General features: G+C 66.4%; 14 protein-coding genes. 7 read left to right on the forward strand and 7 right to left on the reverse strand.

Annotation, left to right across the window (positions count from 1 at the left end; genetic code table 11):
- Nucleotides 1-23: 23 nt before the first annotated feature.
- From V9K93_RS10430 to V9K93_RS10450, 5 genes are all read right to left on the reverse strand, one after another.
- Complete coding sequence (locus V9K93_RS10430; protein ID WP_046982730.1) at nt 24-959, reverse strand: DUF6607 family protein; 936 nt, start codon at nt 957-959, stop codon at nt 24-26.
- Nucleotides 960-1,031: 72 nt separating this feature from the next.
- A complete protein-coding gene (locus tag V9K93_RS10435) occupies nt 1,032-1,631 on the reverse strand; it encodes a ChuX/HutX family heme-like substrate-binding protein (protein ID WP_004144366.1) in 600 nt (199 codons plus the stop codon).
- A 4-nt stretch (nt 1,632-1,635) separates the two neighbouring features.
- The gene (locus V9K93_RS10440; protein WP_426354315.1) at nt 1,636-3,855 is read right to left on the reverse strand and encodes a TonB-dependent hemoglobin/transferrin/lactoferrin family receptor; all 2,220 of its coding nucleotides are present in this window, start codon (nt 3,853-3,855) and stop codon (nt 1,636-1,638) included.
- A 153-nt stretch (nt 3,856-4,008) separates the two neighbouring features.
- Nucleotides 4,009-4,203, reverse strand: a complete 195-nt coding sequence (gene hemP / locus V9K93_RS10445; RefSeq protein ID WP_005412278.1) for a hemin uptake protein HemP — start codon at nt 4,201-4,203, stop codon at nt 4,009-4,011.
- Nucleotides 4,204-4,456: 253 nt separating this feature from the next.
- Nucleotides 4,457-5,428: an aldo/keto reductase gene (locus V9K93_RS10450; RefSeq protein WP_046982728.1), complete on the reverse strand. Its 972-nt coding sequence runs from the start codon at nt 5,426-5,428 to the stop codon at nt 4,457-4,459.
- 194 nt (nt 5,429-5,622) lie between these two features.
- Here V9K93_RS10450 and V9K93_RS10455 point away from each other — a divergent pair, with 194 nt between their 5' ends.
- Together V9K93_RS10455 and V9K93_RS10460 are read left to right on the forward strand one after the other, a co-directional pair.
- The gene (locus V9K93_RS10455; RefSeq protein ID WP_004144334.1) at nt 5,623-6,921 is read left to right on the forward strand and encodes a NupC/NupG family nucleoside CNT transporter; all 1,299 of its coding nucleotides are present in this window, start codon (nt 5,623-5,625) and stop codon (nt 6,919-6,921) included.
- A 25-nt stretch (nt 6,922-6,946) separates the two neighbouring features.
- Nucleotides 6,947-7,912: a ribokinase gene (locus V9K93_RS10460; protein WP_046982727.1), complete on the forward strand. Its 966-nt coding sequence runs from the start codon at nt 6,947-6,949 to the stop codon at nt 7,910-7,912.
- A gap of 54 nt (nt 7,913-7,966) precedes the next feature.
- Here the strand turns inward: V9K93_RS10460 and V9K93_RS10465 are convergent, their stop codons facing one another.
- Entirely contained in the window at nt 7,967-9,154 is a 1,188-nt protein-coding gene (locus V9K93_RS10465; RefSeq protein WP_337302518.1) for an MFS transporter, read from the reverse strand.
- Nucleotides 9,155-9,249: 95 nt separating this feature from the next.
- Here V9K93_RS10465 and V9K93_RS10470 point away from each other — a divergent pair, with 95 nt between their 5' ends.
- From V9K93_RS10470 to V9K93_RS10490, 5 genes are all read left to right on the forward strand, one after another.
- On the forward strand, nt 9,250-10,167 hold the full coding sequence (locus tag V9K93_RS10470) for a LysR family transcriptional regulator (protein ID WP_136638876.1): 918 nt from the start codon (nt 9,250-9,252) through the stop codon (nt 10,165-10,167).
- An 81-nt stretch (nt 10,168-10,248) separates the two neighbouring features.
- Nucleotides 10,249-10,689 (forward strand): hypothetical protein, encoded by a 441-nt coding sequence (locus V9K93_RS10475; RefSeq protein WP_046982725.1) that lies wholly within the window; start codon nt 10,249-10,251, stop codon nt 10,687-10,689.
- A 159-nt stretch (nt 10,690-10,848) separates the two neighbouring features.
- Nucleotides 10,849-11,844: a tRNA dihydrouridine synthase DusB gene (gene dusB, locus V9K93_RS10480; protein WP_046982740.1), complete on the forward strand. Its 996-nt coding sequence runs from the start codon at nt 10,849-10,851 to the stop codon at nt 11,842-11,844.
- 60 nt (nt 11,845-11,904) lie between these two features.
- Nucleotides 11,905-12,732, forward strand: a complete 828-nt coding sequence (locus V9K93_RS10485; RefSeq protein WP_046982724.1) for a class I SAM-dependent methyltransferase — start codon at nt 11,905-11,907, stop codon at nt 12,730-12,732.
- Nucleotides 12,733-12,954: 222 nt separating this feature from the next.
- A complete protein-coding gene (locus V9K93_RS10490; RefSeq protein ID WP_248298475.1) occupies nt 12,955-14,703 on the forward strand; it encodes a DUF7657 domain-containing protein in 1,749 nt (582 codons plus the stop codon).
- Nucleotides 14,704-14,734: 31 nt separating this feature from the next.
- Here the strand turns inward: V9K93_RS10490 and V9K93_RS10495 are convergent, their stop codons facing one another.
- Nucleotides 14,735-15,799, reverse strand: a complete 1,065-nt coding sequence (locus tag V9K93_RS10495; protein WP_337302519.1) for a metal-dependent hydrolase — start codon at nt 15,797-15,799, stop codon at nt 14,735-14,737.
- Between the last annotated feature and the right edge of the window lie 113 nt (nt 15,800-15,912).

A 15,912-nucleotide genomic window follows, 5' to 3' on the forward strand; every position in this document is an offset into this window, starting at 1 on the left:
GGCACCCACCAGCGAGACAGCAATCAACCTTCCTTCGGCGCCTTTTCCACGTACTTGGCGAACACTTCGTCGATCTGCTTGTCCTTCACCTTCTTGCCGGCCTGGATCTCTTCGGCCTGGGTGAACATCGGGATGATCATCGCCATGCCGTCGATCTTGGTCTTCAGGTGCACGCCCGGCGCCTGGCCGAGGAAGCCGTCCCAGCGCTGGCGCACCTTGGCCCAGTAACCGGCAGTTGCCTTCCAATAGTTGCGCGCCGGGGTGAAATCGACCTCGGTGGTCTTCACGTAGTCGTTGAAGCCAAACTCGCGTGCGATCTCCACCTGGCTGCCGTCGGCGTTGCGCTGCACCTTGGTGTTGAACTGCTCGTGGGTCCAGCCGTTCGGGGTCAGCGTGTGGCGGTTGATCACGGCCAGCGCGTTGTAATCGCTGCGCTTGGTGTACTCACGGCGCGGCAGCGGACGCCAGCTCAGGTCGCTGCTCCAGCTCGGCACGTTGTTGGTGTAGGTCCACTTGCCGGTGCCGCAGTAGCGCGGCGCGTCACTCACTTCGTAGACGCACTGGGTCCAGGCCCCCTGGTTCACCGCCGCCGGAATGCTGCGCACCTGCCAGGTCTGGTCGGCACTGAATTCGAAGCGGTTCGGCGCTTCGTAGACCCAGTCCTGGCGCCAGTGCTTGGTGATGTGGCCGCTCTTCTCGTCCAGCAGCAAATGCTGCAGCACGATTCGCTTCGGAGTGTCTTCGACCACGATGACCACTTCGTTGCCGCCACTGCGCATCGCCGGTGCGCGCTCGTAGCCCGGCTTCAGCAGCACGGTCTCGTCAAAGGCGAAGTCCACGGTGTACTCACCCTGCATGGCAAGGATGCTGTCGTGGTCGCGGGCGATGTCGGAGGGCTGCGCGCTGGCCACGCCGCTGGCGGCGAGCAGCAGCATGACGCTGGCTGTCTGGAGTTTCATCGGGTCTTCCTTCGGGGTTGCAGATTCGTTGAGAGGCCGCCCGTGGCCGACAGGCGTTCCATCAGCAATGGGTCACAGGCGGATCAGCGGCAGATCGCCGGGAACCCGCGGGGTCGGTCGCCGTGCGGCATCGGCACAGCAGCAGTCGTCGATCGCCAACTCACCCTCGGCGCTCTCCAGGCGCGCAATGCGACGCGCGGTGGCAGCGCCCAGCGAAGACAGGGTCGACAGGCTGGCGGCCAAGGTGCGGCCATCGTCGGCGGCATGCAGGCGCAGCGCGCACAGGCGCCAGCGCTGGCCACCCAGATGGCCGGCCAGGCGCCGCCACAGGCGTTCGCCGACGCTGGCATCGCTGTCGTGTTCCGGGCCCGGCGGCAGCGCGGCCACCAGCCGGTCCCAGGCCAGGAAGTCGCTGTCTGGCAGCAGGTACAGGCGCCACACGCAGCGGCCGCGGCCATCGAGGAAGCACAGGCTTTCGCGCAGGCCCTCGCTGTCCACGCCCTGGCAGGCATGTACACGCACCGCCTGGCGCCAGCCACCCAGCTCATTGCCGTCGGCGTGGTACAGGCACAACACGGTGCCGAGCGTGGCCAGCTGTGCCGGGGTCGGCCAGGCCGCGCTGTTCGGCACGGCGATGGAGTCATTCCTGCGGGCGGACAGTGCTCGGCTCATGAGGTCACCAGGAAACGGCAAGGCTGGCGGAGAAGGTACGGCCCGGGCTGCTGAAGCGATCGCTCAGCGTGCGATCGGTGATCAGGCTCGGGGTGATCGACGACCATTCGATGTAGCGCTTGTCGGCCAGGTTGAACACGCCGACATTGAAGGTGGCACCCGGTGCGAAGTTCCAGTGCGCCATCAGGTCCAGTACGCCGTAGCCAGCCGGCTGGTAGACGAACGGCGCCGGTGCATTCGGGTTGGTCTGCGCGGCCGGCGGCGGCAGATGCTTCTTGCGCTGCACGAAGGTGCCGGCCAGCTCGACACCCCAGGTGTCGGTGTCGTACATCAGGCCCAGCGTGCCACGCAGCGGATCGACCGAGGCCAGCGGTTCGTCGTCGGTCTTGTTGTCGCCACGCGACCACGCCAGTGCGCTGCGCAGCGCCCAACCCTTCAGCGCCGGGCTGAGTTCACCGAATTCGATGCCGGCCTTCATTTCCGCACCGTAGATGCGCGCGTCGGCGATGTTCTGCGACTGGAACACCATCAGGCCCTGTGCGTTGCGGCCGGTGTTGACGTTGGACTCGATGAAGTCCTTGTAGTCGTTGTAGTAGCCACTGACGCTGACGTACGCGGCCGGTGCGATGAAGCGCAGGCCCAGCTCGTAGCCGTCGCTGGTTTCCGGCTTCAGGTCCGGGTTGGCGATGGCGGTGTATCCGAAGGCGACGTTGGTCAGGCCGATGTTGACGTCGTTGTACGGCGGCGACCGGAAGCCGCGTGCATAGCCGGCGAACAGCGACCACTGGTCAGTGAAGCGCCAGACCATGCCCAGCTTCGGCGACACGCTGGTCTTCTTCAGCTGCGCAACCGCCGTGGTCGGATTGTCTTCGGCAAAGATGCCGTCCACCTCCGGCTTCAGCTCGTAACGGTCAACGCGCACGCCCGGCACCAGCGACAGCCTGCCGTCGGCCAGGCGCATTTCGTCCTGTGCATACAGGCCCAGCTCGGTGGTCTTGCTGATCGGGAAGTCCCGCACCGGGAACACATCGGGGACGATGGCATTGCTGACCACACCAGCGCGGTTGACCTGGTAGCCGTCGCGCTTCTGGCGGATCTCGGTACGCGTGCCCTCGAAGCCGTAGGTCAACGCATGTTCGATCGTGCCGGTGCTGAACGCCTTGTTGAACTGCGCCTGCAGGCCATAGGCATGCTGGTCGAAGGAGAACACGCGGTGGCGGCGGCTGCCGTCGGTGCGTGTCTCGTCGGTCTGCTGCCGGGTTTCGCTGTTCTGCGCATACACCTGCCAATGCAGGCTGTCGGCGAACGGCTGGTCCAGAGCATCCATCTCGTGGGCGAAGGAGACGCGGGTGCGCTTCTGCGTGTCATGCCCCTTCATGCCGGTGGCCGAACTGACACCCACCGACGACAGCACGTTGGTGTCGGTGGTGTCTTCGTTGCCTTCCACCGTCAGGCGGAAGCGCTGGTCCTCGCTGGGCGCATAGACCAGCTTGCTGAGCAGGCTGCGGCCGTCGCGGTCCTGCGGGTTGGCCGCAGTGCGCGTGCGATCGTCGCTGCGCACCGTACCCTTGTTGTCCGTCTCCTGGCCCTGGTGATGGTTCACGTTGACCAGGCCGCTCCAGTGCTCGCCACCGAAGGCAGCGGTGGCACCGCCAAGCAGGCCCTTCCACTCGCCGTCGTAGCCGAACTTCAGTCCAAAGTAGCTGTCCTTGCCGTCCTTGAGGTAGTCGGCCGGGTCCTTGGTGACGAACGCGACCACGCCGCCCAGTGCATCGGAGCCGTACAGCGAACTGGCCGGGCCACGCACGATCTCCACGCGCTTGAGCGTGTCCAGGTCGGTGTAGTTGCGGTTGGAACTGGCGAACGAACCGATGTCGAACCGGGTCGGCATGACGATGCCGTCGGTCTGGATGCGCACGCGGTTGCCATCCAGGCCACGGATGCGGAAACCATCCAGGCCGAAGCGGGTGGCGCTGCGGGTGACCGACAGGCCCGGCTCGTAGCGCACCAGATCCTTGATGTCCTGTACCAGGTGCCGGTCCATCTGCTCGCGGTCGATGACGTCGACGGTGGCCGCAACGTCGCTCACGGCCCGTTCGGTGCGGGTAGCGGTGACCTGCACCCGGTCAAATTCGCGCGCATCGGGCGCGGCGGCAGCAGCAGCGTGGGCGGACAGCGGCAAGGCCATCCAGAGGGCGAGACTCAGGGCGGTATGGCGGGTCATCGGGTTCATTCGGTCAGGCAAGGGAACCCCCGGTTACCGGCACACCCGGAAGGTGCACGCGGTAGACCGAGGGGGAGAGAGCGGGAGCGGACGGGTCGCCCACCCTGTCGGCGCTGCCGGCAGGAGGGAGGGAGGCGGGCGACCAGGCCGCGATTACTTGGTCAGGATCAGCTTGTCGTTGCTGGTGTGGCGCAGGCGATAGAAGCGGTCGCCGTGCTGGATCAGGATTTCACGACGGCCCTTGAGCAGGGCTTCGCTGTCGATGACCTCTTCCGGCGGAACGACGCGGACCGGACGATCGCGGAGGGTCAGCGTTTCGGGGCGCAGCAGTACAGGTTGAGCATTCATGAGCATCTGGACTCGTGCGAGGGACGAGTTAAATGATAATGATTCTCAGTTGACAATCAACAACCATTCTCAATTTCATTGATGAGATTAATGATCGAATCCGGAAATTCGATAGAAATCATCAATTGAAAGATAGGGCGGGCGGCTTTTGTAGAGTCGAGCCGTGCTCGACTGCTCTTCGAGTCCTGCCAGGTGAAACCCGCGCTGCGCGCAGAGTCGAGCACGGCTCGACTCTACATGGCGCTGCTGCCGGTCAGCCGAAGACAGCTTCGAGCTGGGCCCAGCCGGCGGCATCGACCTGCTCCAGTACGTCCAGCGCCTGCAGGTTCTGCAGCAGCTGGCTGACCCGGCTGGCGCCCAGGATCACGCTGGAGACGTTCGGGTTGCGCAGGCACCAGGCAATCGCCAGCGTCGCCGGGGCATGGCCAAGCGCGCGTGCGACCTCGCTGAAACGGCGCACCTGTGCCAGGCGAGCCTCGGCGTCAGCACCCAGCACCAGGTCCTGCAGCCATTCCATGCCCTCGCGGCCCAGCCGTGCATCGGCCGGGATGCCCTGGTCGTACTTGCCGCTCAACAGGCCTGACGCCAACGGCGAGAAGATCGTGGTGCCCAGGCCGGCGCCGGCATACAGCGGCGCGTACTCGACCTCGACACGCTCGCGGTGCAGCAGGTTGTACTGCGGCTGCTCCATCGACGGGCCCTGCAGGTTGTGCGCCTCGGCGATGTCCAGCGCCTGCTGGATCTGCGCCGCCGACCACTCCGAGGTACCCCAGTAAAGGATCTTGCCTTGCCGCACCAGGGTGTCCATGGCGTGCACGGTCTCGGCGATCGGTGCGTCTGGATCCGGGCGGTGGCAGTAATAGAGGTCGAGGTAATCCACCCGCAGGCGCTTGAGCGCGGCGTGGCAGGCGTCGGTCACGTGCTTGCGCGACAGCCCGCGCTGGGTTGGTCGCGGGTCTTTGGCGCTGCCGAAGAACACCTTGCTGGAGACACAGAAGCCATCGCGCGGCAGGCGCAGGTCGGTGATCACATCGCCCATCACCTGTTCGGCGCGACCGTTGGCGTAGCCCTCGGCATTGTCGAAGAAGTTGACGCCATGATCCCAGGCCGCGGCCACCAGATTGCGGGCCTCGTCGCGCGGGATCTGGTCGCCGAAGGTCACCCAGGCGCCGAAGGACAGGGCGGAAATCGGCAGGCCGGTGGAGCCCAGGCGACGGTATTGCATGCGAATCTCCTGCTGCGGGCCCGCATCCGGGCCGGGATCGAACCGCCATTCTACCTGCCCCTGCCGGCCGCAACCCCTTGCCGTTGCTGGCCTGATCGGTACCGATGGCCGCGCGCACGCTGCTTTTCCTTGCCCCGGCCCCTGCCCTGCACTAGGCTTCCCGTTTTTCGCGACGCCCCAGGGGAGTCACTCACATGGTCGAAGGTTTGGGCAGGATCGGCTTCGGCCTGTTCGGGTTGGCGGTGCTGATCGGCATCACCTGGTTGTTTTCCAATAACAAGCGTGCGGTTGACTGGAAGCTGGTTGCCACCGGTATCACCCTGCAGATCGCATTCGCGGCGCTGGTGATCCTGGTGCCGGGCGGCCGCGACGTGTTCGATGCGCTGGGCCACGGCTTCGTGAAGGTGCTGAGCTTCGTCAACGAAGGTTCGAAGTTCATCTTCGGCTCGTTGATGGACGTCAAGAACTACGGCTTCATCTTCGCCTTCCAGGTGCTGCCGACCATCATCTTCTTCTCGGCGCTGATGGGGGTGATGTACCACCTCAACGTCATGCAGGGCATCGTGCGCGTGATGGCCTGGTCGATCACCAAGGTGATGCGCGTGTCCGGTGCGGAAACCACCAGCGTCTGCGCCAGCGTCTTCATCGGCCAGACCGAGGCGCCGCTGACGGTGCGCCCGTACATCGCCAAGATGACCCAGTCCGAGCTGCTGACCATGATGATCGGCGGCATGGCCCACATCGCCGGCGGCGTGCTGGCGGCCTACGTGGGCATGCTCGGCGGCGGCGACCCGGTACAGCAGGCCTTCTACGCCAAGCACCTGCTGGCGGCGAGCATCATGGCCGCGCCGGCCACGCTGGTCGTGGCCAAGCTGCTGATTCCGGAAACCGGTACCCCGCTCACCCGCGGCACGGTGAAGATGGAAGTGGAGAAGACCTCCAGCAACATCATCGATGCCGCGGCCGCTGGCGCCGGTGACGGCCTGAAGCTGGCGCTGAACATCGGCGCGATGCTGCTGGCCTTCATCGCACTGATCGCGCTGCTGAACGCCCCGCTGACCTGGATCGGTGAAGTGACCGGGCTGGCCGCGCAGATCGGCAAGCCGACCAACCTGTCGACCATCTTCGGCTACGTGCTGGCACCGATCGCCTGGGTGATCGGCACGCCGTGGGCCGATGCCACCACCGTCGGTTCGCTGATCGGCCAGAAGGTCGTGATCAACGAATTCGTCGCCTATACCGAGCTGTCGCAGATCGTGAACGGCCAGGTGGCGGGCGTGAGCCTGTCTGACGAAGGTCGCCTGATCGCCACCTACGCGCTGTGCGGCTTTGCCAACTTCAGCTCGATCGCGATCCAGATCGGCGGCATCGGCGGCCTGGCCCCGGAACGTCGCCACGATCTGGCCAAGTTCGGCCTGCGCGCGGTGCTGGGCGGTACCATTGCCACCTTCATGACGGCGACCATCGCCGGCGTGCTGACGCACTTCAGTTGAACCCTTGGTTGAGAAAAGATTCCCTATGAGCAGCAGTGTCGTTGTCGTCGGTTCCTTCAATGTCGATCACGTGTGGCGGTGCGAGTCGCTGCCGGCACCGGGTGCGACCATTGCCGGCCGCTACAGCACCGGCCCCGGTGGCAAGGGCTTCAACCAGGCCGTGGCGGCCTGCCGCGCCGGTGCCGACACCCACTTCGTGTGCGCGTTGGGCGATGACGCCGGTGGCGCCACCGCCCGCGAGCTGGCCGCACAGGATGGCTTCGGGCTGATCGCCGAAGCCAGCAGCGAACCGACCGGCACTGCTGGTATCTACGTGGATGCCCGCGGCCGCAACACCATCGTGATCGGCCCGGGTGCCAACGCCGCACTGAGCACCGACTTCCTGCAACAGCAGCAGGCGCTGCTGACCGGCGCCAAGGTGGTGCTGGTGCAGCTGGAATCGCCGGTGCCGACCATCGAAGCAGCGTTGGCCAGCGCCCGCGAGGCCGGTGTCACCACCGTGCTCAACACCGCGCCGGCCGATGCCCCCTCCACCATCGGCCTGCTCAAGCTGGCCGATGTGATCACCCCGAACGAGACCGAGTTCGCCGCCCTGCTTGGCCGTCATGTCGGCGAGCGCGTGGATGCCAACGACGTCGCTGCGCTGGATGGCGCCAGCCTGCATGCGCTGTGCCGCAAGCTGGTCGGCAACGGTACGGTGGTGGTGACCCTGGGTTCGGTGGGTGTGTTCGTGTCGCATGCCGACGAGAACCTGCGCGGCGATACCCAGCCGTACTATCGCGTGGGTGCCGAACAAGTGCAGGCAATCGACACCACCGGTGCCGGTGACGCCTTCAACGGTGCGCTGGCCGCGTCGCTGGCGCAGGTGGCCGACGCCCCGTTCGCCCGCCACGTGCGCTTCGCCAACCAGTTCGCCGGCCGTTCGACCGAGAAGGAAGGCGCCGCTGCGGCGATGCCACGCTTCACCCCGGCTGATTCTGAAGCAAAGTAGATCCACCTCACGCGTGGATGAACGAGCCCGGGCATGCAGATGCCCGGGCTTTTTTTATGGTTCTTCCGCATGTCGCAACAGCTGCCCCGCTGCAATCGCCAGCAGCGCCACCGCGGCGGCCGCCATGCCCAGCGAGCCCAGGCCCCAGCGTTCGATGGCCCCGCCACCGAGCAACGCGCCCAGGCCGATACCGGCATTGGCGGCCGACACATTCAAGGTGCCGGCCAGCGCCTGTGCCTGCGGCGCCGCGCGCATCACCCGCACCTGGCACAGCGGGAACAGCGCGGTATGCGCAACACCCCACAACGCCAGTGCGATGACCGCCCCCCCTCCCTGCCCGGCCAGCCAGACGCTGGCCAGCACGCCCAGCGCCAGCACCGTGCAGAACGCCAGCGTCGCGGCCAGCGGTGCACGATCCACCCAACGCCCGCCCAGTGCATTGCCAAGCAACCCGACCGCACCGAAGCCCATCAGCCACCAACCCACCTGCGCGGCGGGAACCTGCAACAGGCGCTCGAGCACGTCGGCCAGATAGGTGTAGGCGGTGAACATGGCGGTGAACACCAGCACCGACAGCAGCACGTTGCCCAGCAACCACGGCTGCCGCAGCACGCGCGCCTGTTCGCCCAGCGCGCGCCGTGACTCTACTGCGGTGCCCGGCATCCACAGTGCGAGTGCGCCCGCCATCAGCAGCGACAGCGCCGACAGCAGCCAGAAGCTGCCGCGCCAACCGATGGCCTCGGCGGCCAGCGTACCCAGCGGGATGCCGAACAGCATCGCGGCGGTGATGCCCAGATAGACCCGTGCCACCGCACGCCCCCCCTGCCCCGCCGGCGCCAGCTGCGCGGCAGTCTCGCTGGCCGTGCCCCAGAACACCGGCAGCGCCAACGCAGGCAGCACCCGCGCCAGGGCCAGCAACCACGGCAGCGTGGCCACCGCCGCGAGCGCGTTGGAGGCCGCAAACAGCAGCAGGATGGCCACGAACAGGCGACGCCGGTCGAGATGCGCCAACAGTGCGGTCAGTGGTGGTCCGGCCAGCATCACGGTGAACGCGAACAAGGTGACCAGCTGCCCGGCGCGTGCGATGCCCAGGCCGAGATCGCGCGCCAGCGCCGGCAGCAAGCCGACGATCAGGAATTCGGTGGTGACGATGACGAACGCGGAGACCGCCAACAGTGCAACGGACAGGCGGGCACGGGCAGCACGGTGACCGGTGGCAACGGAACAATCGAGGGAAGACATGCAGGACCGCCAGGGACAAGGGCCGCCCAGCCTATTTCCTCCCCTAATTCCGATTACTGCTATGTTTTCCATCCATTCCGGACAGATATTCACCCATGCTTCCCAACGAACGGCTGCGCGGCATCGAGGCCTTCGTCGCCACCGCCGACGCTGGCAGCTTCACCGCCGCCGCGGAGCGGCTGCATCTGACCAGTTCGGCGGTCGGCAAGACCGTTGCCCGGCTGGAAGCGCGCCTGGGCGCGCGGTTGTTCGAACGCAGCACCCGCCGCCTGCGCCTGACCGAGGCCGGTGAGGGCTTTTACCGCACGTGCGTGCGCGTGCTTGGCGAACTGGCCGATGCCGAATCGGTGCTGGCCGCGCATGCCGATGCCGCGGTGGGCCGCCTGCGGGTGGACGCACCGGCCACCTTCGGGCGATTGAAAGTCTGGCCGCTGCTGCTGCAGCTGGCCGCCGAGTTTCCCCGGCTGCGGCCACAAGTGACCTTCAGCGACCGCTTCATCGACCTGGCCGAGGACGGTATCGATCTGGCCGTGCGCATCGGCGGCCCGGAACCGTTGCCGGCCACCCTCGGCAGCCGCCTGCTCGGTTACGAATGCCTGCGCTTCTGCGCCTCACCGGCCTACCTGCAGCAGCACGGCCTGCCGACCTCCGGGGCGGAGCTGGCCGACCACGATGGCGTGCTGTTCGGCCGTGCCGACGGCAGTATCGGCCCGTGGCAGGTGGCCGATGGCGGGCAGCGCAGCGCACCGCTGCAGGCCCGCGCACGGCTGGTGGTCGGCAGTGCCGAAGCACAGGTGGCGGCCGTCGAGGCGGGCTTCGGCATCGCCCAGCTGGCCAGCTGGCTGGTCGATGACGCGCTGGCACGTGGCAGCCTGGTCTCGATCCTGCCGGCGCTGGACTGCCGTGGCCTGCCGTTGCGGCTGTTGTGGCCGCAGGGCCGGCAACGGCTGCCGCGTGTGGATGTGGCATTGGACCATCTCGGCACCGGATTGCGGATCGACCCTCCGCACTGATTCCGGCTGCGACCACCCGTCGCATTGCCCGCACTGCGGCCCTCGCCCACCATCCGCGCAGCTTCCTTGCACGGGCAGGACATGGACGGATTCCCCTGGCTGCTGGTCGCAGCCGCTGGCAGTGCCATCGCAGCACTGCTGCACATCGGCTGCATCGCCTTCGGCGCGCCGTGGTACCAGCGTTTCGGCGCTGGCTCGCGCATGGTGCGGCTGGCCCGGGCCGGCCACTGGTGGCCACCACTGATGACCGCCGCCATCACCGCCGTGCTGGTGGCCTGGACGCTGTATGCGCTGGCAGCCGCCGGCTGGCATTCGCCGCTGCCGGCCAGCCGTCTGGTTCTGCCCTGCATCGCTGCATTGTTGCTGCTGCGTGCAGCGATGGGCTTCGGCCTGGCGTTGTTCCGGCCGGGGTACAACGGCTCACGCTTCTGGGTGACCAGCTCATTGGCCTGCCTGGGGCTGGGCCTGGCCTTCGCCCTGGGCACCCGCCAGGCCTGGCAGGCCTGGCAGGCGTTGGGCTAGGCCCTCACCCAGCCGCCTACCATCGCCTGCCCATGGGGGCGGCGGAAGCAACCGTCAAGCATCTGCTGATACCCGTGCGGCATGAGAACGGTCCGGATCGGCCTGAACCCGGCCGTGCCGGACACGTTCGCGTGGGCGCCCGCGCCCTACAATGGGTGCATGCAGATCGGCCCGTACTCCATTGCTCCCAACGTCGTGCTGGCGCCCATGGCCGGCGTCACCGACAAGCCCTTCCGCCTGCTGTGCAAACGGCTGGGCGCGGGACTGGCTGCCTCGGAAATGACCATCAGCGACCCGCGCTTCTGGAACACGCGCAAGTCGATCCACCGCATGGACCACGACGGCGAACCGGCACCGATCAGCGTGCAGATCGCAGGCACCGAGCCGCAGCAGCTGGCCGAGGCCGCGCGCTACAACGTCGACCACGGCGCGCAGATCATCGACATCAACATGGGCTGCCCGGCCAAGAAGGTGTGCAACGCCTGGGCCGGTTCGGCACTGATGCGCGACGAGCAGCTGGTGGCGCGCATCCTCGAAGCCGTGGTCAACGCGGTGGACGTGCCGGTCACCCTGAAGATCCGCACCGGCTGGGACTGCGACCATCGCAACGGCCCGCTGATCGCGCGCATTGCCGAGGACAGCGGCATTGCTGCGCTGGCCGTGCACGGCCGCACCCGCGACCAGCACTACACCGGCCAGGCCGAGTACGCCACCATCGGCGAGATCAAGGCCGCGCTGCGCATACCGGTCATCGCCAATGGCGATATCGATTCGCCGCAGAAGGCCGCCTTTGTGTTGAAGCAGACCGGCGTGGATGCAGTGATGATCGGTCGCTCGGCGCAGGGACGGCCGTGGATCTTCCGCGAGGTGGCGCATTACCTGGCCACCGGCGAGGAACTGCCGCCGCCGTCGCTGGCCGAAGTACGCGACATCCTGCTCGGCCATCTGCACGCACTGCACGCGTTCTACGGCGAGCCACAGGGCGTGCGCATCGCACGCAAGCACCTGGGCTGGTACGCCAAGGACCGGCCGGAAAACGCGGCGTTCCGTGCGGTGGTCAACCGTGCCGAGGATCCGGCCAGCCAGATCGCACTGACCACCGACTACTTCGACCGCCTGATCGCTGGGGAACCGGCGCTGTCTTCGGCGGCCTGAGCCGCCCGCCCCGCGTTTCCGAACAGTCGAGCCAGCTCGACGCTACAAGAGCCCGCCGTCATGACTCCGCCGATCTCCTCCCCGACCTACCTGCACGGATTCTCCGGCACCGAGCAGCAGCGCCTGATGACCCAGGCCCGCCTGCTGGAATCGAGCATCTTCGGCCAGATCGACTACAGCGGCGCGCGGCGCCTGCTGGAAGTCGGCAGCGGCGTCGGCGCACAGACCGAGATCCTGCTGCGCCGCTTCCCGGAGCTGCACGTGACCGGTGTGGACCTGAGCGAAACGCAGCTGGCCACCGCACGCGAGAACCTGGCGCGCACGCCGTGGTGCAGCGACCGTTACACCCTGCAGCAGGCCGATGCCGGCGAACTGCCGTTCGAGGCCCGCAGCTTTGATTCGGCGTTCCTGTGCTGGGTGCTGGAGCACGTGCCGTCACCGGCGCGCGTGTTGAGCGAAGTGCGCCGGGTGCTGGCCCCGGGCTCGCCGGTGTACATCACCGAGGTGATGAACGCCTCGTTCCTGCTCGACCCGTACTCACCGCACATCTGGCGCTACTGGATGGCCTTCAACGACTTCCAGTACGACCACGGCGGCGACCCGTTCGTCGGCGCCAAGCTGGGCAACCTGCTGCTGGCCGGCGGCTTCCGCGATGTGCAGACCGAGATCAAGACCATCCACCTGGACAACCGCGAACCGGCCCGTCGCAAGACGATGATCGCGTTCTGGGAACAGCTGCTGCTGTCGGCGGCCGACCAGCTGCTGCAGGCCGGCTCGGTGGACGAGGAAACCGTGGAAGGCATGCGCCGCGAGTTCCGGCTGGTGCAGAACGACCCGAACGCGGTGTTCTTCTACTCGTTCGTGCAGGGCCGCGCGACGGTGTATTGAACGCAACCTCGCCGCGGCGAGGGCAACCCGCTAGAATTTCGCCAACATGGCTGCACAAGGTGCATGCCGCGTCCCATGCTGCCAGCCGGATTCCGGACGGCATGCGCGCCACACCGGCGGCACCTGATCTGTGAGCGAAAGATGACCGACAGCGGACGACCGCCAACGCCTGCGCACGATGCGGGCCTGCCAGGTGGATGGAGTACAAATCAGGCAAGGCTCTTGCTGGGCCTGCTGGCCGCGTTCTGCATCCTGTATGTTGCTTTTGCGTTGACTCCTTCGTCCTACGCGCTGGCATTCGAGCGTATGGGCCTGGAACCTTTGCAGCCGTTGCTCGGCTCTGCCCGGTCTATCCGCTCGGATGAGTGGATGGTTTACACGCCCTACGTACAGATCGCCGTCGCTAACGATTTCGGCCAGATGAATGCGCACTCACCCTATCGTGAGTCGCTGCGCACCTTTCAGGCGCTTCCGCTGCTTGACTGGGGTCTATTGTTCAAGCCTTACCACTGGGCGTTCTTCATTCTGCCTCCGGCAAACGCCTATTCGTTCTTCTTCGTTTTCATGGCCGTGGCATTCCTGTCCGGCTGGACAACGTTCCTGCGTCAACTTCGATTACCTCCGCTTCCCGCACTGCTGATCGCCAGCATCCTGTTCTTCTCGCCGTTCGTGCAGGTCTGGTGGTCCAGCAACGCTGGTGCGTTCGCCCTTGCACCCTGGTGCGCAGTCGCCTGGCTCGGCATCGGCAACCGCTGGCTGCGCATACTGGCCAGCGCATATGCACTGTCTGCCTGGCTGGTGGCAGCAACCTATCCCCCGTTCACCATCGGCTCGCTGCTGACGATGGGTTTACTGGTTCTGGCATTTCGCCGTGAGACGTTGTCGCTTCCCCGGTTGCTCGATGCAGTTGCCGCCGGCCTGCTTTCGTTGGCGGTGTTCTTCGGCTACTTCCACGAGATCATCCAGATCGCCCGCGACACGGTCTACCCTGGGCAGCGTGTGAGTGCAGGAGGTGGGGTAAGCCCGGTGTCCCTGCTGGCGCATGTATTTCCCAACCTGATGACTTACAAGTTCGTGCCGTTGCCGTCCTTCACGACATCCAACGAATGCGAGATCGCAGTACTGGGCAGCCTGTTGCCGCTATTCACGCTGGTGCTGATCGACGGGAGCCGGTTCCGTTGCTGGGTGCGCAACAACCGCCGCGCGCTGTCGATCCTGGTCGCAGGCCTGCTTTTGGTGGCGTGCTGGATGTTTCTGCCGGTTCCGGCACTGATCGGCAAGCTCACCGGCCTGTCGCTGGTACCACCTATCCGTGCCCTGCTTGCCTTTGGCCTGCTGCTCAACATCGCCTGCGCCATTATCCTCATCCAGTGCGGCGCGCTTCTTCAACGCGGGCGCCTACTGCTGCTAGCAGGTCTGCTGGCCATCGGCAGCCTGGCCAAGTACCCGCTCGGTAACGATGGTTTCCACCATTTGTATAGCGCCTACGACATAGTTCCTTATCTCTGCCTTGCCGCTCTCGCAGTTGCTGCCAGCCGCCCTCAGTGGTCGAAGAATGCACCCACGCTGGTACTGGCCGCCGCCGCATTGACCAATCTGCTGGGCAACGGCCTGTTCAATCCGGTGCAGCCGGCGGGGCCCATCTTTTCGATTGATCGCCAGGCGGTGCTGCAGGCACAGCAGGCGCGCGGCGCGCGCATCAATGCGGATGGCGCGCTGGTCGCGACGGGCAGCTTGGGTGGTCTACTTCCCGGCGCTGGCATTCCGGCAGTAAACCACGTGTTGTATCTGCCGCAGATGGGTTACTTCCGAAGGTACTTCCCGACGATGCCGGAACGAGATTTCAACTTCATCTTCAACCGCTATCATCATGTCAGCGTGAACCCAAGCAGCGATATCCCTCGCCTGTTGCAGGCAGATCTGGTGGAAGTCCCAGCGAAGGTAATGCTGGCTCCGCCCACCGAACGCTGAGCATCTGCCGCAACCGCCAATCACCGCGCGATCAATGCACAGCAGTGTCATCCCCCCGGGGCTGCACTGCCGGCTCCTGCCAGATCCGCTGCCACATCGCTGCCAGCCGGCGCCCGGCATCGGCACGCGCGGCCGGGCTGCTGTAGTCCACCCGGAGCTGTTCGGGCGTGATCGCCCGCCACTGGCCATCAACCTGTTCGGCCACCGCGAAGTTGAAGGTGTAGTCCGGTTCCAGGCCCATGCGTAGATCACTCAGCACCAGCCGGCCGTCAACCACCCGCGCACGCATGAAGCCGCGGTTGAACCACTGCAGCTGCTGCACCGCAGGAATGCCCTCCGCTTCGCGCAATGCCTGCACGTTGGACGCATACCTTTCGAACTGCATCGGCCCATGGTCGGCCACCAGCGAGCGGTCGCCCACCACGTAGCCGTTCGGCGTCATCGCCACCACCCGCCACAGCAGCGTGTTGAACGGCATCGGCACCGAGAAGCGCGGCGCATCGCCCAGCCCCATCGCCGCCAGGCTCTGCTGCGCGGCACGGTCGACCTGCGCCTTGGCGATCAGGCCCCAACCCAGGTAGCCACTACTGATCAGCAGCGCCACACCCAGCACCTTGCCAGTCCAGGGACGGGCGCGGCCAAACCAGGCCAGCACGCAGCCCAGCAGCAGCCACACCGTGTAGCCAGGATCGATGATGAAGACGCTGGAACCCATGGTCGGGTGTGGCCGCAACGGCCACCACAGTTGGGTGCCGTAGACGGTGAACGCATCCAGCACGGGATGGGTGACCAGCGCCAGCTGGATCGCCCAGAACCAGCGCACCGGTGACTGCGCGACGCGGCCATTGCCGAAGCGCTTGAACAACCACCAGATCAGCGCGGCCACCCACGGCAGCACCAGCAACGAATGGCTGAAGCTGCGGTGCTCCACCATGTTCGCCACCGGGTCTGCGGCAGTGAAGCCCAACCACAGAGCATCGAGGTCCGGCAGGGTGCCAAGTGCGGCACCGGCCAGCAGGGCCGCGCGGCGATGGCCGGGCGGAGCGATGACAGCGGCGACGGCGCCACCGAGCACGATCTGGGTCAGGGAATCCATGGGCCGATGCTAGCGGCTTGCGCGCGGTGTATGTAGAGCCGAGCCGCGCCACCATTGATCAAGGGCGCCAGTCCGTAGGGCGCATCGCAATGCGCGGGGAAGCATCCGCCCCG

It is taken from the genome of Stenotrophomonas sp. CCNWLW162 (assembly GCF_037203745.1).
GTDB lineage: Bacteria > Pseudomonadota > Gammaproteobacteria > Xanthomonadales > Xanthomonadaceae > Stenotrophomonas > Stenotrophomonas maltophilia_AQ.